Consider the following 22,468-nt stretch of genomic DNA (forward strand, 5'->3'; position numbering starts at 1 on the left):
AAGCAATTATTTAAGCAGTTTTATGGATTTATTTGACAAGCTTCAGTGCCGTCCCAGTCCTTTAGGAAAATTTACATCTGAAGGCTATGGTTATTATACCTATCCTAAATTAGAGGGACCATTGGGCCCTGTAATGAAATTCAATGGTAAGGATGTTATCGTATGGAGTATTAACGATTATCTTGGGGTCGGCAGTAATGAAGAGGTCAGGGAGTACGACAGAGATATAGCACGGGACTACAGCCTCAGCAGTCCCATGGGGGCACGGCTGATGACCGGTAACTCCGACGATCACGAGAAGCTTGAAGAAGAGCTGGCTGATTTTGTCCATAAACCGGATGCTTTGTTATTAAATTACGGGTACCAGGGAATCATGAGCGTGATCCATGCGCTGGTAGATCGCAATGATATCCTTATCTATGATGAATTGAGTCATGCCTGTATTGTGGACGGTAAGCAGCTGGCAATGGCAGAAAAATTTGTATTCAAGCATAATGATATCGACAGCTTTGCCAAGCAGTTGAAACGCGCCCATCGCAATGCGAAATCCAACTCCTCAGTCCTGGTTGTCACAGAGGGCGCTTTCGGAATGACCGGCGACCTCGGCATACTCAAGGAAATGATTGCCCTCAAGGAGGAATATCCCTTCCGACTGCTGGTAGACGATGCGCATGGTGTGGGTACGATGGGGGATGATGGCTCCGGTACGGGGACCCATCTGGGCTGCCACGACGGCATTGATATTTACTTTGGGACCTTCGCCAAGGCTTTTGCTTTAATCGGTGCGTTTGTCGCAACAGAAACCCGCGTTGTTGAATTTTTGAAAGCCAACGCCCGCAGCCAGATTTTTGCCAAATCGGTACCCATGCCTATTGTAAAATCGGCGCGCAAGCGGCTGTCCATGATTCGTCAACATCCAGAATGGAGAGAACAACTATGGTCAAATACCAGAAAGCTGCGCAGCGGCCTCCGTGAGATCGGCTATAACGTACTGCCGGCGGAATGCCCCGTAACTCCCGTGCTGACCAAGGGAAGTACGGATCTGTGTCAGCTTATCATGCGAAGGCTTCGCGAAGAGCATGGCGTATTTGTAAGTGGGGTGACCTATCCGGTCGTGCCAAAGGGGACAGTCCTTATTCGTTTGATTCCGACGGCGGCCCATACCGACGAGCATATCCAGCAGACGCTGAACGGCTTTGAGTCAATCAAGGATGTAGCGTTAAACAGCGTCAGTGCCGAAGTCCAGAAGAAAATGACGGCATAGACCGGGAGTAAGACAGGGCCGCTCTTTCCTTACTTTTAGCCGGATATGCGGGGAACTTTTATCCAGAAAGTCCATCCCTGACCCATCCTGCTACAACCCATCCTGTCGCCGGATACGGAAAGAAAACCCGCCCGATCGCTTAAAATGACCAGACAGACAAGTATTAAAAATTACGAAAACAGGTTTTTAAGCATCTGGATAACGCCCGATTTCTTATCTTTTTTAGGGCTGCTGCCGCTTTTACCGCCACTTAGCTTGTCGTAACTGGGACGGGGAAGCTCCAATCCGCTGTCTTTGCTTTTTTTCTTGCTTTTGCGGCTTTTCTTGTTGCCGTTGCGTTGTTTTTTGGAGCCGGACTTTTTCTGATTTTTTTTGCGTTCCTTCAGCTTTTGCGTAACCTTTTTGGGAAGGTCCAGTTCCTTGGGAACCTGAGTCAGTTCTTTTTCAATTCTGTTGATATCACTGCGATCCTGCTTGGATACCAGGGAGACGAGGCGAGTGGCCTTTCCGCTTCCCACCAGGTCGGTGCGGTACCGGTACTCGTCGGGATCGCTGGGTACATCATAGTTAATGACTTGGGCGACGTTATCGATATCCAGCGCTGCGGCCGAAATATCCGCTACCAGAAGAAACTGAATATCACCATTGGTAAAATTGGCAAGCCGCTGTGCGACTTTTTCCTCTGAAAGCTTTTCGTGAATGCTGGTGGCTTTGAAGTTGTGTTTACGCAATGTCTTATAGAGGCGATCCGTTCCCCGTTTTGATGCGGTAAAGACCACGCACCGTTCCTCCGGAGTCTCTTCAATATGAGCCATAAACGTAGTGATTTTCATGCGGTTAGGCACATAAATATATCCCTGAGAGAGGTTTCCGGGCACGTTGGGCGGCTTGGAAAGCATCTTTGATTTTGATGGGTCAAAACCAATAGCGATACCGTCGGTCAAGGTGTTTTCAGCAAAATTTTGCACCTCATCCGTCAACGTATCGGTAAAAATAAGCGTTTGATGCTCAGATATAACTCTTTTCAGGATATTGTTCACCTTGGGGACCAGATTTAGCGAGAAGAGGGTATCCATTTCGTCGATGACCAGGTAATCCACATGGCGAAATATGTAGCGCAAATCCTGTAAAATTGCGAGCAGTGGACCCGGATTGCCGACAATGACCTGTGGAGTATCTTTCAGCAGCTCTTTCTGCTGCTCCTCTTCGCCGTCAAGATCGATCGAAGCACATTCAATTTGTGCATGGTATCCCATGGCCCAGATCAGCTCATCTATCTGCTTTGATTCCGCAGAATTGGGCGTAAGGATCAGGGTCGTAGTCTCTTCGACCTTCTTCTTTGCATCTATCTTAGCCAGGGCGGGAATGACAAACGTAGCGTTTTTATCTTTCCCGGGCTCGGCCTTAATCAATGCATCATCGCCTTCCAGTATCTTTGGAAGCGCCTTTTCCTGTAATTCCGTGAGTTCAGTATAGTTTACATCGTGCAGCCCGCTCATAATATTGGGGCTTAACGTCATATCTTCAAACTTCAACGTTCCAACCTTTCATTTAATTAACATTATCTTGCATAAATGCATCGCTTCAAGAACAAACGATACTCATCAGGTAGCAGAATATACAAAACTTATTGGGCTTGCTCATCTGATTTTACAGACGAATGGTGCTCTTTTCTAAAAAGTTTTGCAATAGCACAGTTATAACCCGACACTGTTATATAAACGTATGTACCACCCACCATTATTGCCATGCCAAATATGCCCAGCAGTCCCGCTTCGGGACCAAAGACCCCGCCGGTCCAAAAGTCAGGTCCTTTTTGTGCGATTTGAATGACCGAGGTATCCAGCTGGGTGCCGCTGACCGGAAAACCAAAGACGGATGCCTGCACAAAGTTCCAGCTGAAATGGAGCCCGACCGAAAGCCCCAAGCTTCCCGTCAGGATATAGGGAAGAGCCAGCACAATGCCTGCCAGCATAATATTGAAAGTGGATATGGCCGAGGCGTTGGGATTGTAAAAATGCAGCAATCCGAATAACAGCGAGGAGGCCAGCGTAGCGATGGCTACGGCTCCACGGACTCCAAGCCAGGGATACCGAAGCCCTTCGGCAAGGTTCAGGAGCTGGTACCCGCGGGAAAACCACTCCTCATAAAAACCCACCATAAGCATTGCGCCCAGGGAACTGAGTAATGCCCGGGTGAAGGGAGGTCCGGCTGACATGTCCCAGCCGTAACCGGTGATAGTCAGCCAGTCGAGCGACCACTCCGTGACAAAAATAGTGCTGATGGCCACCGCAGCGATCAGGGTGCCGACCCAGAACTCTTTCCACCACAGGCTGTTAAACCACAAACCGTATTCGCTCAGTGGACGTTTATCCAGCAGGCGGGCAGCGAGCCAAATGCTGGTTGTCACCCCGATGCACTGGGCTATCGTGGGGATGATGCTTAGCGAACTGTCCAGGAAACGATTAAACGCCAGAGAAAGAAATCCCACCAGGAAAAACATCAGCATGAACTGAATGAGCACACGCCAGCCGGCGCGTAGCCGCTGTTCCTCGCGGTTGAAAAATAAATTCATTATATCGGGAAACATTGGGAGTTCTGTAGCGGTTACTTTAATATGTAAAGGAGGTGGAATCTACATTAAATGATGAAAAAGTCTAAAAAAAACCAACCCTATGAGCGATCGATTTGTTTTTCATGCTTCAAAAGATGAAGTGGAACGCCAGTTTAACGTGCATTCAGAGCGGGAGGATTATTTTGAGTCGCATTATAATATTACTCCCGGGTCGTTGATATCGGTCGTGTACCGGGAGAACGGTGCACGATTGATTTATAACTTTAAATGGGGGTTGATTCCTCCGGATGCAAAGGATGAGCGTGAGGGAACAGAAAATTATCAGACAACGATCGAAGATATACGGGAAGAGGAGTGGAAAACAGCGTGTTTGCAGAAACAGCGCTGCCTGATTCCGGCTCATGGATTTTATAAGTGGAAAACCACAAAAAAGAAAAATACCCCTTTTTATATCCGGTTGCTTTCGAACGAGCTGATGGCTTTTGCCGGCATTTATTCGGTTTGGGAATCTGAATCGGGACGCGACGTTTATTCCTGTTCCATGCTCACCACCGAAGCAAATGCATTGGTACAGCCGGTAGGCGACCGGATGCCGGTCATTCTGGACCCGGAGCATTATCAAACCTGGCTTCGGGGAGAAGCGTTGAGTGAGCAGATGCTTGATCGGCTTTTACAGTCGTATCCGATGAGTAAAATGGCGGTCAATCGCGTCTCGGAGGAGGTCAACGATACCGATAATAATCGCCCGGAGTTGATCCAGCCTATCCCAAAGTAGGACCACAGATTAAGCTGATTACCCTGGTTTTTGTGATTACCTATGTTACCCGGGTGTCCCCTGGATAACATAAACTGCGTAGCCCGGTTAATCATTGTATGGTCAGGGATCCCTGTAGATGCGCATGGTCGGGTAGGCTAATTCAATATCATCGTGTTCCTCAAACGCGCGGAGGATATTTTCCCAAATGGCCTGGGAGATTCCCCGCCGGTTGCGCGGATTCGCAAGGTGGCGGATCGTCAGGCAGATGCCGCTGTCCTGTACATCGGTATAGACAATGGGAGTGAGATGCCGGTAATAAATGAGGTAGGCCTTTTGGGCGCGCCGTACCTGCCGGTCGGCTTTTTCTATGAACTCCTCGAGATGCTCGTCTGCAATTTGCTGCAAGATCTGTTTTGCTTTATCCCAGTCGCTTTCGAAGGTGACAAGCACCTCCAGTTCATTCCAGATAAAATCAAAGTCGCTGGTATAGTTAGCCAGCGCGTCGGAAAAAATCAGGTGATTGGGCACATGCACTACCCGGCCGGTGCTTTGATCGCTGCGCACCCAGTTGCCAATTTCAAGCACCGTAAATTTAAAAATTCTAAGATCAATGACATCTCCTTTGGTGTCGCCCACCTGGATGCGGTCTCCCACTTCAAACGGCTTGCGCCAGAGGATGAACAGCCATCCGGCTAAGTCTGAAATCGGATCTTTAAGGGCGATCGCCAGTCCCGCAGAAAGCAACCCCAGAAACGTTGCCAGCGACTGTAGTCCCTCAAACCAGATACGTCCGACAACCAGAAATCCGATAAAAACGGAAATATACGTGAGGTTTTTGCGCCACTTGTACTGGTCTTTCGCCTCCGGTATGTGCTTATTGACCGAGCGCACGGCAAGATAGCGAATCAGCCATATGACAAATATGATCCCGAGGGAGAGAACGACTTTATTACTGAAGGCCGGCGAGCTCTGAATGATATTCTGGAGTTGGTTCGTGAAATCTTCCACAGAAAAGGACTTTAGGATAATAAATTAACCGTAGCAGGGTTGATAATACAAGAACGGAAATTTTCTTGACATAATAACATTGTAAAAAAAAGGAATTTTGGATAACTTAACGAGTCTAATATTTACCGATAGTTGTCTTTATTATGCTGTATAATATCATTTTAGTTCTTATTGTTCTTGTTTGTATTCTCTTAACCATCGTCGTTCTTCTGCAACCGGGTCAGGGCGGTGGACTTTCCGGCGGCCTGGCCGGCGGCATGCAGGGCGGTGCCGGCCTGGGGGCACGCCGCACGGCCGACTTGCTGTCAAAATCCACCAGCGTGCTGGGTGGCGCTTTACTTGTGCTCAGCTTGCTCGCCAACTTTGCCATTGACCGGGGTGGGACTTCCGAGAGTGCGGTACAGGAAAGCGGCGTTGAAGTGCCTGTCCAACAACAGAATAACTTTGACAACTCGTCTCAAAGTCCGTCTGCTGTGCCCGATATGCCGCAAAACCAGGACGGAAATAACGACGCAGGCGGTTCGGGTTCGGACGGCGGAAATAATTAAATCAAGCCCCGCCATCTCCGGAGATGTTCAGTTGATGGTAGAAAGCAGGGCGTCCATAAAACGATCAAACGCCTCGATATGCGGCAGGTGCCCGATGCCGTCCAGTTCGATGAGCGTAGCATCGGGGATTTCCCGTGCGGTGCGTTTGCCCAGCTTGGGATACTGTCCCATGGTCGCGGCCACCGAATCGGGAACCAGTCCGGTGCCGAGGGCCGTACGATCACGCTGGCCGATAATAAGTACGGCCGGGACTTCCAGATCCGAAAATTCATACAGCACGGGCTGGGTAAAAACCATATCGGTGGTCAGCGCCTGGTTCCAGGCATAGCGCTCGTAACCGGGCTGACCGAAAAAGGCCGTCCGCAGGTAGAGCCACTCGTCATAGGCGGGGCTCCAGTTGTTGTCGTAATAGCTTTGGGACATATACTGTTTGACGCCTTCATAGGTTTTGTCCAGCTCCTGCCGGAACCAGTGATCAATTCCCTGGTAGGGCACTTTTTTCTTCCAGTCTTCCAGCCCGATGGGATTTTCCAGAACCAGCGTTTCCACCGTTCCGGGGTACATCAGCGAGAAGCGTGTGGCCAGCATGCCGCCCATAGAGTGACCCAGAACCACGGTTCGACTGATTCCCAGGGAATCGGCCAGCGCCTTGGTATTCTGTGCCAGCTGCTGGAAGGTGTAGTGATAATAGTCGGGTTTGGTCGACTTGCCGAAGCCAATCTGGTCGGGAGCCAATACATTAAACCCTTCGTCCAGTAATGCCTGCATTACTTCCCCGAAGTAGGCCCCGTTGAAGTTTTTCCCGTGGAACAGCAGGATGGTCCTGCCATTGGGATCGCCGGCTTCCTCGTACATGAACGCCATTTCCATCGACTGCTGCTGTGACTCAAAGGTAAAATACTCGGCCGGGTAGGGATAGTCGTAGCCCTCGAGGTTGATGCCGAGAGCGGGACGCCGGTCCTGCGCGAACAGGGAAGCTGTGCTCAAAAGTACCAGAAGTATGATAAAGACGGGCCTTTTCATGGCAGGGGTCGGGTTATCCATAACAGTTAACTATGCAATGTAGTAAATTTTTTCCCCGGGTTACAGAGCAACGGGGATATTCCTGCTTTTATTTTTATAGGGCTCATCTAATTAACCGAACATAGGTTTTGTTACGATCCCGTGAACTCTTTGACCGACGGGGACGATGCTTTTCCCCGCATTACCTCGGCAAACAATCGGTGCGATTTAATACGTTCTGCATGATCATAGACATAGGAGGCGATCATGATTTCGTCGGCTCCCGTCTCATCCGTAAAAGCGGATATTTCGTTTTCAACCGTCTCTTTGCTTCCGATAAAAGAGTAGGTGAGCATCTGTTCTACCGCCATTTTCTCCTGCAGGTTCCAGACGGTATTCATGTCATCGACCGGGGGCGGCATTGGCTTGCGCTCGCCGGTGACAACGCCCATGAACATCTGTTTCAGCGAAGTGGCCAGCCATTCGGCTTGCTTGTCGGTATCGGCTGCCACCACATTAACACAGGGCATGACATAGGGTTCCTCCAGCTGGTCGGAGGGCTCGAACTTATCCCGGTAGACTTTCAGGGCGGCATGGAGTTGCTGCGGGGAGAAATGGCTCGCAAACACGTAGGGGAGTCCCATCGCCGCAGCCAGGTGAGCGCTGTCGGTGCTGGATCCCAGAATCCACAGCGGAACGTCGGTCCCTTCTCCCGGGATTGCGCGGACATCGGAGCTGCTGTTGCCGGCGGAAAAATACTGTTGCAGCTGTCTGATGTTGTTGGGAAACTGGCGTACTTGCTGCATCCGGTCGGGACGGATGGCCCGGGCTGTAGCCTGGTCAGTGCCGGGGGCGCGTCCCAGTCCGAGATCGATCCGCCCGGGATAAAGAGTAGCGAGCGTTCCGAACTGTTCGGCAATGACGAGGGGGGAGTGATTCGGCAGCATGACACCGCCCGATCCGATGCGAATGGAATCGGTGGCTTCCGCCACATAGCCGAGCAAAACAGAGGTGGCGGAACTGGCAATATTCTCCATATTGTGATGTTCGGCCATCCAGAACCGGCTGTAGCCCATTTTTTCTGCCTGCCGGGCTAAATCGCGGCTGTTATGGATAGCACCGGCGGCGGACTGTCCCTCCGTGATGACCGCCAGGTCCAGGATGGAATAGTTGATATCGGCAAGTTGTTTTGTACTCATTTCTCAGGTTTTGAAATTATGAACGTTATACGGTTCCATAGTCCGGCAATCGTTCAGTATTCCGACCGCGCTACCAAACTTTGATAATTTCTCCTGAAACGGCGCCGAGCACGCTCTTTCGGAAAGCGGTTACTACGCGGTCCATGGCTACGGGAATATGACCCGGGAACGCATCAAAGAATTCCGGGGAATCTTCCACTACGCCCGGACTTACCGCATTGATGCGCACGTCGTTTTCCAGTTCCATTGCTGCAGCCGCTACAAAGCTGTTGATCGCCCCGTTAACCGCTGCCAGGTTGGCCGAGGCATAGACCGGGTCGTCCGAAAGAATGCCCGATATCAGGGTAAAGGATCCCCTGGGATTGATAAAGTGCTGACCGGCCAAAACGAGATTTACCTGTCCTGCGAGCTTGCTATTCAAACCAACCTGGAAATCGTCGCTGTCCATTTCCTTCAACGGGCCAAAATGTCCGCCGCCGGCGGCACTAACCAGGGCATCAAAAGATCCTACCTCCTGGAATAGTTTTTTGATCGATTCCGGTTTCGTAATGTCGGCCCGGATGTCGCCGCTTTGCGAACCCACTTTTATGATATCATGTTCGCCTTCAAGATCGGCCGTTATTTTCTGTCCGATGGTGCCGGTAGCACCGACGATGATAATTTTCATATGTCTGAAGATTTTTCAAGTGATGATGATTCGGAAGAATACTAACAAAAAAGAAGGATCCTCCGTTTGGGAAGGGGAGATAATTAATCGGGGTAGTCTTTCAGGGAAAAAGGGGCTGTTTGTGCCAACAGGCTTGTACAAAAACAAAGAACGATTTAGTCCATACGTATTTTGGTCGTCCGATACTGTTATCAAATCATAATGATTCAATTGGTTATAAACAGAAGTCATAATCCAGAAATAACATTGATCTAATACCATGGTTAAGACTTGCCTGTATGTTCGACTTTAAATTTAAATATGAGGAAGGACTCATATAAAATTACAAATATCAAACTCTTTAAATTGCAAATATTATAATGAAAAAGTATTGGCTATTAGTCATTGGCTTTTTATATGTACATGGAATTAGTCAGGCTCAGGATAATCAGGTTGGAGGCAGGGTAACCAGCTCTGACAGGGAGGCTTTGCCCGGGGTAAATGTTATGGTCAAAGGGACAACCCAGGGAACTTCAACCGACATCGACGGGAACTATAGTTTAGAGGCTGGTCAGGCAGATACGCTCATCTTTTCATTTGTTGGATATGAAAAGAAAACGATACCTGTGGCCGGCCGCGAGGTTATCAATGTGTCTTTGCCAATGGCAATCGGTGAAATTGGTAAAGTGGTAATTACAGCCATGGGGGTTACCCAGCAAAAGGAGAAAATCGGTTATTCAACACAGGAAATTGAAAACGAATCTCTTGAAAATACCACTGCTCCTAATATAGCAAACCTATTTAGTGGCAAAGTATCAGGACTGACAGTAAATAATCCAACCGGTCTGTTCCAGAGTCCGGAAATTTTATTGCGCGGCAAGGAGCCTCTTATCGTCATCGATGATGTGCCGGTCGAAACCGATTTTTTTGATATCTCAAAAAATGATATCGCCGAGATTAATGTGCTCAAAGGAACTACAGCCTCTGCCTTGTACGGTTCGCGGGGAAAAGACGGGGCTATTTTAATTACCACGAAAGATGCTAAAACAGAAGGACTGCAAGTCAATATATCAAACAGTACGATGCGCACCGCAGGCTATGCCGTCTTTCCGGAAGCCCAAAAGCAGTATGGCAATGGCTCTAATGGTCAGTATGAGTTCTGGGATGGCAAAGGAGGCGGAGTTTCTGATGGAGATATGATTTGGGGGCCCAAGTTTGAGGAAGGTAAAATGATTCCCCAGTGGAATAGCCCCATCCGTGACACACAGACCGGTGAGACTATTGAATGGTATGGCACGGTAGAGGGCTCAAAGTATGATGACAAATCGCGTTATGAGCGCGTGCCCATTCCCTGGGAGTCCCATAACAATCTGCAAGAATTTATGCGACCGGGTATATTCAGTACTACCGACTTTTCCCTGGCCTATAAAAAGGATGACGCCCGGTACCGGTTCTCCGGGAATTATGGCTATCAGCAGGGACGTGTGCCGAATACTTCGGTGGATCGCGGCGGACTTTCGTTTGCATCCACCTTTAATATCGGTTCTTCCATCACGCTGGATAACAAAGTATCCTATAATAAGGTGAAATCGCCCAATTATCCCGCCTACGGATATGGACCCAACAATCATATTTACACCCTCCTGATTTGGCAGGGGGCCGATGTGGATCCTCAGGCGCAGCAAAATCACCTTTGGGTTCCGGGACAAGAGGGGTACAAACAGGCGAACTGGAATTATGCCTGGTATAATAATCCCTATTTTGGCGCCTATGAACGTAATCAGGAATATGATTCTGATGTATACCGTGGACAGCTAAAGCTGCGGTGGGATGTGACAAATAATTTTTATGTACAGGCACGCTCCTCGGTCAATAAGAAAGATCGCTTCGAAGATCAGGAGCGTCCCAAGTCGTACCTCCGGTACGGCGATCCCCGGGACGGCTTTTACAAAACCTGGAATGTGGACGCTCTCACCTTTGATAACGACTTGCGATTCCGATACGAAAATCAGCTGACTTCCTTCTTTAACTTCCATGTAATTGCCGGCGCAAACTCTAACTTCCAGAGCTACGAAGAATACTATAACTCAACCGACGGCCTGGTGGTCCCCGGCGTGTACAGCCTGTCCAACACCAAGCGAAATGTACAGGGATCCACCGAGCAGCGGAAAAAGGCAATCCGAAGCTTGTATGGAACAGTTGACCTGGAATTTTTGGATGCTGTTTTCCTGAACCTGTCGGGACGTAACGACTGGTCGTCCGTGATGCCGGAGTCAACGAACTCCTATTTCTACCCCTCGGCATCATTGAGTACGGTGGTATCTAACCTTGTTAGCCTGCCGCGGTCCATCTCAAATCTGCGGGTATACGGCTCATGGGCGAAAGTGTCCAGCGATCTCGATCCGGATTTTAACAATCCCTATCAAACGGTTGCTTACTATAATAAAACGGGTACCTTTAATGGCAATCCGCAGTTGAGCTATCCGGAGGATATTGTGAATCCCTTTATCAATCCGCAGCAGTCGGTTACCAAAGAGGTAGGCTTGTCAGCCGGGCTGTTTAGCAACAGGCTTAACTTTGATGTAACTTATTATAACATCATTGATAAGAACCAGATCATTGACTTGCCGATTTCGCTGGCATCGGGTTTCGAGACCCGAAAAATTAACGGCAACGAGTATACCACCAACGGGGTGGAGGTGACCGTTAATACGGCCCCGGTGCAGAGCCAAAACTTTAATTGGAATATCACCGCCAACTGGTCGCGGCGCGTTGAACGGTTAACCGGCATTTATGGTGATCAGGATGAGTACAAAAACTTATCAGAGGGTGAGCGGGCTGATAACTACTATGCGACCGGATGGATGAAAGCCCCGGACGGCCGCCTGGTACTGGATGAGGAAACCGGGTTGCCTACGCAAGATCCCTATCCCCAGCTAAAAGGACACCTGCTTCCCGATTGGCGATTTGGCCTTCAAAATCAATTCAAGTACAATAAGTTCGCTCTTAACGTCGGCATTGACGGCGCTGTCGGCGGAGTGATGAACTCGTTGACCGTAGAAAAAATGTGGTGGGGCGGCAAGCATCCCGAAGCAACCCGATGGAGAGATGAGGAGTATGCCGCCGGCGAACCGGTATACGTTCCGGAAGGCGTGAATGTGGTAAGCGGAGAACTACAGACCGATACGGATGGAAATGTGATCAGCGATACCCGCGAGTTTAAGGAAAATACCACAGCGGTAGGCTGGCAGCAGTGGGCTCAAAACTATCCGTACCGGGCAAAAGTTACCCGGGATGAGAGTGAGCTGTTCGCTAATGTTTTCGATCGCAGCTTCCTAAAGCTTCGGGATGTTTCATTGACCTACAGTATGGCCCACTTATTCCCCAATTTAGGTGTAAAAAAGCTAAATCTGACGGCCTTCGGCTACAACCTTGCCATCCTGAAGAAGGCAAAAGTTATTGATCCCGATTTCGGCAATGACGACGACCTGCAAGATCCTTCAAGCCGGTATATAGGGCTTAAGATCGATCTGTCTTTTTAATAATGAATTCATTTAAAACTATAAAGATCCCAACAATGAAACAGTCACTATACATCCTTTTGATGATGGTATTCGTCATTACCTCGTGTAATGATTTGCAAAAGCTTGACGATAATCCAAACAGTGTATCCGAGACCCCGCCGCAGTTGCTATTGACTGAAATAGCATCTAATGCTTTTCAGGTAGAAGGGCTTGACCCTTTGCTGGCAAGCCGGATGATCGTGAGTACATCGGGAGAGAGCGCACTTCAGTACTATAAATGGAATCGCGGAAGTTTCGATGCCTATAATCGTTTGCGGAATGTCACCAAGATGATTGAGGAGGCAAAGCGTGTTAACAAGCCGGTGTACGAGGCACTGGGTAAGTTTTTTCGGGCCTATTACTTCTATAACCTAACGATGACCTTCGGTGATATTCCCTATTCTGAAGCATTGCAAGGTGAAATGGAAAGCATTTATGTTCCGGCATATGATACCCAAAAGAAGGTATTCGAGGGTATTTTAACCGAGCTTGAAGAAGCCGACAGCCTGCTGCAAGAATACAATGATGTAATCGAGGGGGATATTATCTATTCATCGGACGCCTCCAAATGGCGGCGGCTGGTCAATTCCTACCGGCTGAAGGTGCTAATGACCTTATCCAATAAAGTAGGGAAGACCGACTTGGATATTCCCGCTCGATTTGCATCCATTGCACAGAATGAGCCACTCATAGAATCGATTGCCGACAACGGTCAGATGGTATTCTATGATCAATTGGGCAGCCGGTATGGAGAATATAACGAAAGCACGTACGGATCTGATATTTATGTCGATTCAACGTTCATCAAGCGGCTGCAAGACCGGCAGGATCCCCGATTGTTCATCTATGCAACTCAAACCAAGAATGCCAGCGAGCAGGGGTTGGCCAGGAATAATTTTGATGCTTACGAAGGTGGCAACCCTATCGGTCAGTATGGCAAAAACAGTGATAAGGCGGCGGCAGGCAATATTTCACTCGTTGATTTGCGCTACACTGAAGATCCTACGAATGAACCCCACGTGCTGTTGGGTTATTCCGAGCTTCAGTTTATTTTGGCAGAAGCCCGGGTACGCGACTGGATAACCATGTCGTCGGCGGAATCCTATTATGATGAAGGCGTGAAGGCCAGTTTTGCCTTTTACAATACCTACGCGGAAAATTATGCCTCCTATGTCGATGAACAGGCGGCTGAGGAGTACTTGCAGGGAGAAGCGGTAGATTTGTCGACCGCCGTAACAACGGAGGAAAAAATAAAGCGCATCGCTTTGCAGAAGTATTTGCGTTCGTTCTTGCAGGGTGGATGGACGCTCTACTTTGAGCAGCTGAGAACAGGTTACCCGGAATTCCTGCAGCCACAGACAGGATCTCCTCCCACACGATGGATTTATCCCCAAAGTGAATATCAAAATAATAAGGCCAATGTCTCAGCGGCCATTGATCGTCAGTTCGGAGCTGGCAATGATGGAATTCGTGAAACGTCCTGGTGGCTTAACTAATAGAGTTTAGCTTATAAATCAAAAGATTTTCTAACATATTCCGGCAACACTTCCCTGGACTGTCTGTTAACGAGAGCAAATACCTACAAACAGTCGAGGGTTAACAAGAAACGGGTCGTGCGTATTGCCCATATTACCGGTGAGCAGGTAAGCAATAATACCGGGGACACATAACCGTTCTCCCACCAAACCCACCGGGCTATACCATGATTAATTTATACAAAGATGGCACTTTTGAGCCGGAATATATAACCTATGCTATCTGTCACATTAATTAATATACTTGATATGAAGAAACAATTTGTACTCTCAGCGCTAATCCTGATCTGGCTCCCGCTCGCTGGCTGGAACAACAACGCCAAGGCTCAGAATAATTCGTCAACAGAAAAAGTGGTGCTTATAACCCTTGACGGGTTTCGCTGGCAGGAGCTTTTTACCGGGGCGGATTCTTTGCTAATTGACCATGAAGAGTATGTATCCGATGCTGCTTCTTTAAAAGAACAGTTTTGGCGCGAAACTCCGACCGGGAGGCGAGAAGCGCTGCTTCCGTTTATATGGAATACGATTGCGGAGATAGGCAGCATCCATGGTAATCGCGGGGAGGGAAGTAAGGTAAACCTGATGAACGGGATGGTGTTTTCCTATCCCGGGTATAACGAGATTTTGACCGGCAAAGCGGATGATGAGCGTATTAACAGCAATGACAAGATGAATAATCCCAATGTTACGATTCTCGAAAAGCTGAACAAAAGCGCAGCCTATGAAGGTAAGGTGGCCGCTTTTGGCAGCTGGAATGTATTTCCGTATATCATCAATGAGAAGCGAAGTGGCGTGCCGGTGAATGCCGGTTTTGAGAAGGCCGAGGGTGACAATCTTACGGAAATCGAGCGATTTCTCAATAAGGCTCAACCGCACACCCCCAGCCCCTGGGGATCGGTTCGACTGGATATCTTCACCCATAACTATGCGCTGGAGTATATGAAAAGGGAGCACCCGGATATGGTCTATATCGCCTATGGGGAGACCGACGATTTTGCCCATGACGGAAACTACCAGGCCTACCTGAATTCGGCTCACAGTACCGACGCTTTTTTGAAGGAACTGTGGCGCTTTACGCAAGGGAACCCGTATTACCGGGGAAAAACGACTTTTATCGTGACCACGGATCACGGCCGGGGAACCAGGCCGTTGGATACGTGGCGAAGTCACGGATCGGAAATCGAGGGAGCCGGACAGGTTTGGCTGATGATGTACGGACACCAGGCGGAGGCCCGGGGAGAAATGAAGAAAGAAGAGCAGCTATATAGTACGGGAGTTGTCAAAATGATAGAAACTATTGTAGGCGAACAGCGGTAAGTATGCGGTGAGCCCAACTCTTATTTATTACCGGATTGCATCGTTCTGCGGGAGCAGTGCACGTGTCCCGCATTTTTCGCTCAGAGATCCCTTTACAACGATATGCTACCATCCGGCGACTACTTTTCCCGGTCCCTTACACTCCGCGTCTAATCCCTCACTTACCGATACAGAAACGCGAAAATATGGAATCCAGGATATCCTCGTTGGTGATCTCGCCGGTGATGGTTCCCAGGTCTTTCAACGCCGAGCGCAGGTCGATGGAAAGGAAGTCGCCGGTCATGCCCTGGTCGAGGGCCTGCAGAGCGCTTTGCACGTTTTGCCGGGCTTTTTGAAGGGCGTCACGGTGACGGCTGGAGGTGACCAGCAGGCTCGAGGCATCGTAATGCTTGTTCTCCAGCGCCCGCTGCTTCATCAGCTTTTTAAGCTCCGCTATTTTTTCATCTTCCAGAGCCGATATCTTCAGGTCGTAATCCATGCGCTCGTCCTCCAGATCCAGTGCGATATCCTTTTTGGTGCCAATCAGTACGAAAGGCGTATCGCCGGCCGCTTTTTGAAACCGGGCGATATCCTTGCGCTCCGCTGCCGTCGGTTCGCGGGACAGATCCTTGAGATAAACCGCCAGGTCCGCTTCCCGGAACGCTTTCTGAGATCGCTTGACCCCCTCTGCCTCGACCACATCCTCCGTCTCGCGGAGTCCCGCCGTGTCGGTAAGGATGAACCGGAGTCCCTCGTAGCTCCAGTCCACGTCAATGGTATCGCGGGTGGTTCCGGCGATTTCGGTAACAATCGCCCGGTCTTTGCCCACCAGCGTATTCAGCAGGGTCGATTTGCCGGCATTGGGCAGTCCGATAAAGACGGTTCGAACCCCGTGCTTGACCAGCCGGCCGGTTTCGTAGGTGGCAAGTAGTTTGTCAATTTCTTCTTCCAGTTCGGCGAGCAGCTCCCGGAGCTGTTCCCTGTTGGCGAATTCCACATCCTCCTCCACGAAATCCAGCTCCAGTTCCACCATGGCGGTTGCGTCAATAATTTGCTGCCGAAACTCCCTGATATGCTCGCCCAGCCGTCCCTCCAGCTGCTGGTGCGCGGAATCCAGCGCTTTGGCGCTTTTTGCATGAATCAGGTCGGCCACCGCTTCGGCCTGACTCAGTTCCATTTTGCCATTCAGGAAGGCCCGCTGGGTAAACTCTCCCGCCTCGGCCGGCTGAATGCCGAGGGCCAATATTGTCTCCAGTACGGCCTGGGTGACCAGCACGCCCCCGTGGCAGGAAATCTCTACCGTCTCTTCTCCCGTGTACGACCGGGGAGCGTGAAAAAGGGTGGCGAGCACCTCATCCACCACGTCCCCCTGCGCATCTGTGATTTTTCCGAAATGGACGGTATGGCTCTCTTTTTCGATAAGATCCGCTCCCCGGAAGGCCTCGTTTACTTTTTCAATGGCATTTTTTCCCGACACCCGTATGACGGCAATCCCGCCTTCGCCCACCGGGGTGGCGATAGCCGCAATGGGTTTTCGTTCTGTAATAGTGGCGTCATCTGTAGGATCGGAGGCTGTAGTCGTGTTGTTCATAACGGGTAAATATAACGACTCTGGTATCGTTAATCAGCATTCATATCGGATGAAAATAATGCAGGGGGGAAGGGGGATAACTGAAAAGAAATATTGACTGGCGCAGATTTTATTTTTACTGTTGGTGCTGCCGCTTACTGTTTGATCGCGGGAAAGAAGAAAGACGCAAACCAGAAAACGGCTGACGGGTAATTTAGTATTAAGATGAAAGTAAAGGTAAAGGTATAAGATGGGAAAACAGGTATTGCATATCGACTGTCCGGATGAAAAGGGACTGGTCTACCGGATTACGGAAGTGTTGTACAACTACGGGCTAAATATTGTTAGCAACCAGGAGTTTGTGGACGCTACCTCGAATCATTTTGTGATGCGTACGGCCTTTGAGGGAGACCGGACGCCCGAGGGGGTGGTAAGAGATCTCAACAAGGCGTTGCCGGCGGACGCGAATATTCGCCGGGCCGAGATCGGCCACCGGTCAATCGTCGTTATGGCCACCAAAGAAGCCCACTGCCTGGGAGATTTACTGCTCCGGTACAGTTATGGTGAAATACCTGCGGATATTGACGCCGTGATCAGCAATTACGGGGAGCTGGAAGCCCTCTCACGGGCCTTTGACGTCCCTTTTCATCAGGTAAGTCACAAAGGCCTGGAGCGGAGAGCCCATGAAAAGCAACTGCAGGAAGTTATTGACCGGTATGACCCGGATTATATCGTCCTGGCAAAATATATGCGCATATTTACCCCGGAATTTGTCAACCGCTACCGGGGACGCATTGTCAATATACATCACTCCTTTTTGCCGGCGTTTATCGGGGCGAACCCCTACAGGCAGGCGTTTGAACGGGGCGTAAAAATAATCGGGGCCACGGCTCACTTTGTGACGGAAGACCTGGATGAGGGACCCATTATTGCCCAGGATGTGCTACCGGTCAATCATACGCACACGGCCGATCAAATGGCCAATGCGGGACGGGATGTGGAAAAGACGGTGCTGGCCAAGGCCGTCAAGTTACTGCTGGAGGAACGGATCTTTATCCATAATGGACGTACAATTGTTTTTGAGTGAGCTAAGTAAGAAAGAGATATTGAGTCTGTATTTAGCTTTATGTTCTTGATTCTGTGACATCGAGCAAAGACAACCCGGCCCAGTGGATTACTGATTATTGGCCCTTTGGAGAAGTCATCCTTGCAGTTCGTGTAAACGAACTCACCCCGGCGGATTACTGCGGGCAGGTCCCCCAAACCGGGTGGTGTTTCTGGGAAAGGGCACTTTCAGATGAAAAATTTTCTGGTTTTTCATCAATATCGTTTACGCACCAGCCGCTGAGATCCTGGTTAAAACTGGAGGCCCCATCAAACATCCACCTCATATCAATTACATTACTCACATCCCAGCTGCTTATATCGCCATTAAAGCTTGAGGCTCCACTAAACATACCGCTCATACCAGAGCCATAGATCTCAGCAGTATGACTATTGCTGCCAGTTACCTTGCTCACATCCCAGCTGCTAAGATCTTGATTGAAGTTAGAGGCGCCAGCAAACATCCTACTCATATCCGTGACCTTACTGACGTCCCAGCTGCTTAGATCGCCATTAAAGCTTGTAGCCGCAAAAAACATACGGAACATAACAGTTACGTTGCTTACATCCCAGCTGCTTAAGTTGCTATTAAAGCTTGAGGCTCCATCAAACATATAGCTCATATTGGTGACCTTGCTGACGTCCCAGCTACTTAGATCGCTATTAAAGCTTGAAGCCAGAGAAAACATACTGTCCATACCCGTTACATTACTCACGTCCCAGTTGCTCAGGTCCGCATTAAAACTCTCTGCGTAAGCAAACATCCCACCCATATCCGTTACCTTGCTGACGTCCCAGCTGCCTATATCAGCATTAAAACTTGAGGCCACATCAAACATGCTTCTCATATTCGTTACGTTGCTCACATCCCAGCCACTAATATCCCGATTAAAGCTTAAGGCCCCAGCAAACATACCACTCATATCCGTAACATTACTTACATCCCAGCTGCTGATATCAGCGTTAAAGTTTTTTGCCCCATTAAACATGCTGCTCATATCCGTTATTTTGCTCACATCCCAACTGCTTATATCTTGGTTAAAAGATTCTATATCTTGGTTATAAGATCCATTTACTGTACTTAAGCTTGGCATGTTCGTAACGAGCGAGGTGCATACAGCAGACAGATCCTCCCCATTTTCTATTTTTTGCTCCAGAAGGGTGCTATCAACTGCCACATATTCTACGCCATTAACCACTCCTTTCTGGCCCGGCTCTGCATCCGGGCACATGATGGTAACTCCATTTTCATGGAGGTAAAATGTACTGTTGCCGGGGTCAGGGCTTGTTCCCCTATCGCTGCAGGAAACTGTGATAAGCGCTAAGACAAGTAAGAAAAAAGCATAACGCATGATGTTCAGGATGATTTCTGCTGAATAGTTATGATATGAAGGGAAACAGAAAACAGAAAGAAGTACCTCTCGATCGTCTTATGGTATCACTCCATTCCGCCTGGTAGTTGTTAAGGATGCCGTAATTTCAGGTTTATATCTGCGGAGGTTATCCATCGGCGGATACGGGATCCCTCAATGGTAGTACACAATTTAATATTAACATAACTAATTAAATTTCAAAAAAACGCAAAAAGAGGTGTACTAAGGTTACATGAATAATTTACTGTATGCATGTAAGAGAAGAAACGGGAGAGGTCAACTTCTACCTACTCCACGTCCCCCATCAGTTTTTTGACAGGGGGCGCGGCAATCAGCGCCACAATTCCACCGCCTCCTACGATCATAGCAACCCACCAGAAGAGGCTTGTGGGGGCAAGCGTTTCGAGCTGGCCGGCCAGGAGTCCGGCAAACAGATTGCCCACGGCCGCGGCGACAAACCAGATGCCCATCATTTGACTGACCCGGCTTTGAGGGGCCAGCTTGGTCATGGATGAGAGCCCGACAGGCGACAGGCAGAGTTCGCCGCAGGTATGCAGGAAATAGGTTACGATAAGCCAGGAGGGACTTACGGGATTCGCCTCCGTGGCGTTGACTGCTCCCCACGAGAGCACAAAAAAGCCGGCGGCCAGGCCGAATAATCCCAATCCGAATTTAACCGGGATAGAGGGATTCGCATTTTTGGACGCCAGCCAGGTCCACAGCCACCCGAATATCGGGGCGAAAACGACAATAAAAAACGGGTTGATAAGCTGAAGGGTGCTGGCCGGCGTTTCCCAGCCGATACCGATCCGCTGAATCAGCCACCAGATAAAAATCAGAATACCTACCGAGGAGATACCGACCACCCATTTGGCAAAGTCCCAGAGATTCTTGCGATTGAAAACCCGGTATACCATGTACAATACCGGGATCGCAATAAGCAGCGTAAGGATAGAAGCGGTCGTAGCATCGAGCCAGGCAATGTCTCCGATAGAACGGTTGGTGAGATCCTGGGCAAAGAGGTTAAGCGAAGAACCCGCCTGTTCAAACCCGCTCCAGAAGAGCGCCGCCAGGATAAAGAGCCAGAAAATGACCCCTAATTTCTTCTGTTCCTCTCTTGTGTGTCCCCCGAAGAAGATGATGTAGCCGAAGAATAGGATGGTTATCGTCACCGCCGCCCCGCCCAGGTACTCGGCCAGGGTCTGGAGCGTAATGTTGATGACACCGGAACTCATCAGGAAGGTGAAAGCAACGATAGCACCGGCTGTAACGGAGAGAATCGTATAAAATCTACGGCTCCGCGCGTTAAGGACTTCCCGGCTCTCGCCGGTTTTGAGGTCCCCGGCATTGCCTAAAAATTTGTAGCCGTATTTATAGGAAATCAGTCCGAGCACCATTCCGAATCCGGCCAGTGAAAATCCGTAGTGCCAGTTATAGCCCTCGCCCAGGAGCCCGCAGAGCAGGGGACCCAAAATGGCGCCAAAATTAATGCCCATGTAGAAGATAGAAAAGCCGGCATCCCGTCGCGCCCCGCCCTCGGGATACAAGTCCCCCACCATCGAACTGACGTTGGGCTTCAGCAGGCCGGTGCCGATGACAATGAGTGCCAGTCCGATATAAAAGAACATGGTGGTGGGGACCGCCATGCTAAAGTGTCCCGCCGCGATAATGCACCCGCCGACAAACACCGCTTTGCGCTGACCCCAGAGTTTATCAGCAACCCATCCGCCCGGGAGGGAAAGCACATAAACAAAAAAGGTGTATAACCCGTAGATAGCGGTGGCTTTTCCGACGCTGAAGCCGAGGCCGGGATTGTTTCCCATCGCTTCTGCGGTCATAAAGAGCACCAGCAGGGCGCGCATGCCGTAATAACTGAAACGCTCCCAGAGTTCCGTAAAAAAAAGTGTTGAGAGTCCCCGGGGATGGCCGAAAAAATCGTTCTTTTGTCCGGTGTGAACCGATCCTGATTGTTCGTTTGCCATTGCGTACACCTGTTATCTTAACATTGCCATTACTCAAAAGTCAACGCTTCTGTATGCGGTGCATGATAATTAAAGCGCCATAGTGAAGCAACTTTTAGTAGCGGGACCTTTTGCAACCCGTCATTGACCCGCCGGCCGGGCCACAGGTTTTGCCTGAACGCTATTCCCCGAACTGTCCCCCGATCAACTATTTTCAGCTGGTGGTTTATGGAACATGATAACGCGATCGGCCGGGAAATTCAGTGCAGCATTCCAGTAACCGGAGAGCCACCGGAACGTCTTCTCCGTAAAGAAGGTAACGTGCGTATAATCCAGCCGGTAATGCCAGTCGGCAAAAAAGTCCCGGTTATCCTCGGCTATTTTCGTCATAATACCCAGGTAACCGCCGGGTCGCAGGCAGCTCCACAGCCGATCGAGTTCTTTTCCGGGATGAAAGAGATGTTCCACCACCTCGGTGGCGGTAATAAAATCATAGGTCTCCTCGAAAACGGAGGGGGCCCGCTCATAAAAGGAGTCGTAGATACGCATTTCATGACCCTCTTCCTCAAACATGATATGCAGGGTGGGACCCGGTCCCGACCCGAAATCAAGTCCCTTGCTCTCTGGTTTCAGCAGCTCGTTCATCGGGTGAAATAACTGTCCGAGGAAGGCGCGATACCCTTCGTCACCGGGATCATTTTCATGGGTTTCGTAACGCGCGAACTCTTTATCCCTTGAGGGACGGTTTTCGGGAGCGGCGAAAATCAGACGGCAGCGCCGGCACTGGCAGTAATTGCCGGCATAATGCTCTGAATCATCTTCATAAAAATGCCGGACATCGGAATGAGCGCATAAAATACAGGAATCAGGCGGCATGGGGAAGAATATGCATGGAGATTTATTTGTAGCTTTGAAAATACAAAATTGTAACGGCTAAGAGGAATCCCGTGCTTAAACAGACAGCACCGCGTTAGCGGGGAGATTACCTGACCTGCAAAGCCGGGGCCCGGGGCCTTGTTATATCCTAAACCAGCAACTCATCATTAAGAAGGCTAACAACAGGTGGG

General features: G+C 49.6%; 17 protein-coding genes. 7 read left to right on the top strand and 10 right to left on the bottom strand.

The window, feature by feature from the left end; all coding sequences use genetic code 11:
• Positions 1-22 precede the first annotated feature (22 nt).
• Complete coding sequence (locus BUB16_RS07880; RefSeq protein ID WP_073061899.1) at positions 23-1,264, top strand: aminotransferase class I/II-fold pyridoxal phosphate-dependent enzyme; 1,242 nt, start codon at positions 23-25, stop codon at positions 1,262-1,264.
• A gap of 170 nt (positions 1,265-1,434) precedes the next feature.
• Here BUB16_RS07880 and BUB16_RS07885 read toward each other — a convergent pair whose 3' ends face one another.
• Together BUB16_RS07885 and BUB16_RS07890 are read right to left on the bottom strand one after the other, a co-directional pair.
• The gene (locus BUB16_RS07885) at positions 1,435-2,799 is read right to left on the bottom strand and encodes a DEAD/DEAH box helicase (protein ID WP_073061902.1); all 1,365 of its coding nucleotides are present in this window, start codon (positions 2,797-2,799) and stop codon (positions 1,435-1,437) included.
• Between the two features lie 92 nt (positions 2,800-2,891).
• Complete coding sequence (locus BUB16_RS07890) at positions 2,892-3,854, bottom strand: CPBP family intramembrane glutamic endopeptidase (protein WP_073061904.1); 963 nt, start codon at positions 3,852-3,854, stop codon at positions 2,892-2,894.
• Between the two features lie 85 nt (positions 3,855-3,939).
• On the opposite strand from BUB16_RS07890, the gene BUB16_RS07895 reads away from it, so the two are divergent.
• Positions 3,940-4,614, top strand: coding sequence for an SOS response-associated peptidase (locus BUB16_RS07895; protein ID WP_073061907.1), 675 nt, complete (start codon positions 3,940-3,942; stop codon positions 4,612-4,614).
• Between the two features lie 102 nt (positions 4,615-4,716).
• On the opposite strand, the gene BUB16_RS07900 is transcribed toward BUB16_RS07895, so the two are convergent.
• A complete protein-coding gene (locus BUB16_RS07900) occupies positions 4,717-5,604 on the bottom strand; it encodes a mechanosensitive ion channel family protein (protein ID WP_073061910.1) in 888 nt (295 codons plus the stop codon).
• 143 nt (positions 5,605-5,747) lie between these two features.
• Here BUB16_RS07900 and secG point away from each other — a divergent pair, with 143 nt between their 5' ends.
• On the top strand, positions 5,748-6,152 hold the full coding sequence (gene secG, locus BUB16_RS07905; RefSeq protein WP_073061913.1) for a preprotein translocase subunit SecG: 405 nt from the start codon (positions 5,748-5,750) through the stop codon (positions 6,150-6,152).
• A 27-nt stretch (positions 6,153-6,179) separates the two neighbouring features.
• Here secG and BUB16_RS07910 read toward each other — a convergent pair whose 3' ends face one another.
• The 3 genes from BUB16_RS07910 to BUB16_RS07920 form a co-directional block, all read right to left on the bottom strand.
• Positions 6,180-7,196 (bottom strand): alpha/beta fold hydrolase, encoded by a 1,017-nt coding sequence (locus BUB16_RS07910; protein WP_211483125.1) that lies wholly within the window; start codon positions 7,194-7,196, stop codon positions 6,180-6,182.
• Positions 7,197-7,306: 110 nt separating this feature from the next.
• Positions 7,307-8,353, bottom strand: a complete 1,047-nt coding sequence (locus BUB16_RS07915) for an LLM class flavin-dependent oxidoreductase (protein WP_073061932.1) — start codon at positions 8,351-8,353, stop codon at positions 7,307-7,309.
• Positions 8,354-8,423: 70 nt separating this feature from the next.
• Complete coding sequence (locus BUB16_RS07920; protein WP_073061935.1) at positions 8,424-9,020, bottom strand: short chain dehydrogenase; 597 nt, start codon at positions 9,018-9,020, stop codon at positions 8,424-8,426.
• Between the two features lie 359 nt (positions 9,021-9,379).
• Here BUB16_RS07920 and BUB16_RS07925 point away from each other — a divergent pair, with 359 nt between their 5' ends.
• The 3 genes from BUB16_RS07925 (at position 9,380) to BUB16_RS07935 (ending at position 15,414) form a co-directional block, all read left to right on the top strand.
• Entirely contained in the window at positions 9,380-12,541 is a 3,162-nt protein-coding gene (locus tag BUB16_RS07925; RefSeq protein ID WP_073061938.1) for a SusC/RagA family TonB-linked outer membrane protein, read from the top strand.
• A gap of 35 nt (positions 12,542-12,576) precedes the next feature.
• A complete protein-coding gene (locus tag BUB16_RS07930; RefSeq protein WP_073061941.1) occupies positions 12,577-14,058 on the top strand; it encodes a SusD/RagB family nutrient-binding outer membrane lipoprotein in 1,482 nt (493 codons plus the stop codon).
• A gap of 288 nt (positions 14,059-14,346) precedes the next feature.
• Positions 14,347-15,414, top strand: a complete 1,068-nt coding sequence (locus tag BUB16_RS07935) for an alkaline phosphatase family protein (protein ID WP_073061944.1) — start codon at positions 14,347-14,349, stop codon at positions 15,412-15,414.
• Between the two features lie 157 nt (positions 15,415-15,571).
• Here the strand turns inward: BUB16_RS07935 and mnmE are convergent, their stop codons facing one another.
• Positions 15,572-16,939, bottom strand: coding sequence for a tRNA uridine-5-carboxymethylaminomethyl(34) synthesis GTPase MnmE (mnmE, locus tag BUB16_RS07940; RefSeq protein WP_073062361.1), 1,368 nt, complete (start codon positions 16,937-16,939; stop codon positions 15,572-15,574).
• Positions 16,940-17,213: 274 nt separating this feature from the next.
• Between mnmE and purU the strand changes: the two genes are divergently transcribed.
• Complete coding sequence (gene purU, locus BUB16_RS07945) at positions 17,214-18,050, top strand: formyltetrahydrofolate deformylase (protein WP_073061947.1); 837 nt, start codon at positions 17,214-17,216, stop codon at positions 18,048-18,050.
• 154 nt (positions 18,051-18,204) lie between these two features.
• Here the strand turns inward: purU and BUB16_RS07950 are convergent, their stop codons facing one another.
• From BUB16_RS07950 to BUB16_RS07960, 3 genes are all read right to left on the bottom strand, one after another.
• Positions 18,205-19,419, bottom strand: coding sequence for a BspA family leucine-rich repeat surface protein (locus BUB16_RS07950; protein ID WP_084088126.1), 1,215 nt, complete (start codon positions 19,417-19,419; stop codon positions 18,205-18,207).
• A gap of 308 nt (positions 19,420-19,727) precedes the next feature.
• Positions 19,728-21,422 carry a peptide MFS transporter gene (locus tag BUB16_RS07955; protein ID WP_073061951.1) on the bottom strand — a complete coding sequence of 565 codons (1,695 nt, stop codon included), beginning with the start codon at positions 21,420-21,422 and terminating at the stop codon, positions 19,728-19,730.
• 183 nt (positions 21,423-21,605) lie between these two features.
• Positions 21,606-22,277, bottom strand: a complete 672-nt coding sequence (locus BUB16_RS07960) for a class I SAM-dependent methyltransferase (RefSeq protein WP_073061954.1) — start codon at positions 22,275-22,277, stop codon at positions 21,606-21,608.
• Positions 22,278-22,468 lie beyond the last annotated feature (191 nt).

Source organism: Fodinibius roseus, assembly GCF_900129315.1.
In the GTDB taxonomy this organism is placed as follows: Bacteria; Bacteroidota; Rhodothermia; order Balneolales; family Balneolaceae; genus Fodinibius; species Fodinibius roseus.

Bases quoted from the DNA above. Each gene is read 5' to 3' on its own strand.
- BUB16_RS07880 (WP_073061899.1), top strand. From the start codon at position 23: ATGGATTTATTTGACAAGCTTCAGTGCCGTCCCAGTCCTTTAGGAAAA.
- BUB16_RS07890 (WP_073061904.1), bottom strand. From the start codon at position 3,854: ATGTTTCCCGATATAATGAATTTATTTTTCAACCGCGAGGAACAGCGG.
- BUB16_RS07895 (WP_073061907.1), top strand. From the start codon at position 3,940: ATGAGCGATCGATTTGTTTTTCATGCTTCAAAAGATGAAGTGGAACGC.
- secG (WP_073061913.1), top strand. From the start codon at position 5,748: ATGCTGTATAATATCATTTTAGTTCTTATTGTTCTTGTTTGTATTCTC.
- BUB16_RS07910 (WP_211483125.1), bottom strand. From the start codon at position 7,196: ATGGATAACCCGACCCCTGCCATGAAAAGGCCCGTCTTTATCATACTT.
- BUB16_RS07915 (WP_073061932.1), bottom strand. From the start codon at position 8,353: ATGAGTACAAAACAACTTGCCGATATCAACTATTCCATCCTGGACCTG.
- BUB16_RS07920 (WP_073061935.1), bottom strand. From the start codon at position 9,020: ATGAAAATTATCATCGTCGGTGCTACCGGCACCATCGGACAGAAAATA.
- BUB16_RS07925 (WP_073061938.1), top strand. From the start codon at position 9,380: ATGAAAAAGTATTGGCTATTAGTCATTGGCTTTTTATATGTACATGGA.
- BUB16_RS07930 (WP_073061941.1), top strand. From the start codon at position 12,577: ATGAAACAGTCACTATACATCCTTTTGATGATGGTATTCGTCATTACC.
- BUB16_RS07935 (WP_073061944.1), top strand. From the start codon at position 14,347: ATGAAGAAACAATTTGTACTCTCAGCGCTAATCCTGATCTGGCTCCCG.
- purU (WP_073061947.1), top strand. From the start codon at position 17,214: ATGGGAAAACAGGTATTGCATATCGACTGTCCGGATGAAAAGGGACTG.
- BUB16_RS07950 (WP_084088126.1), bottom strand. From the start codon at position 19,419: ATGCGTTATGCTTTTTTCTTACTTGTCTTAGCGCTTATCACAGTTTCC.
- BUB16_RS07955 (WP_073061951.1), bottom strand. From the start codon at position 21,422: ATGGCAAACGAACAATCAGGATCGGTTCACACCGGACAAAAGAACGAT.
- BUB16_RS07960 (WP_073061954.1), bottom strand. From the start codon at position 22,277: ATGCCGCCTGATTCCTGTATTTTATGCGCTCATTCCGATGTCCGGCAT.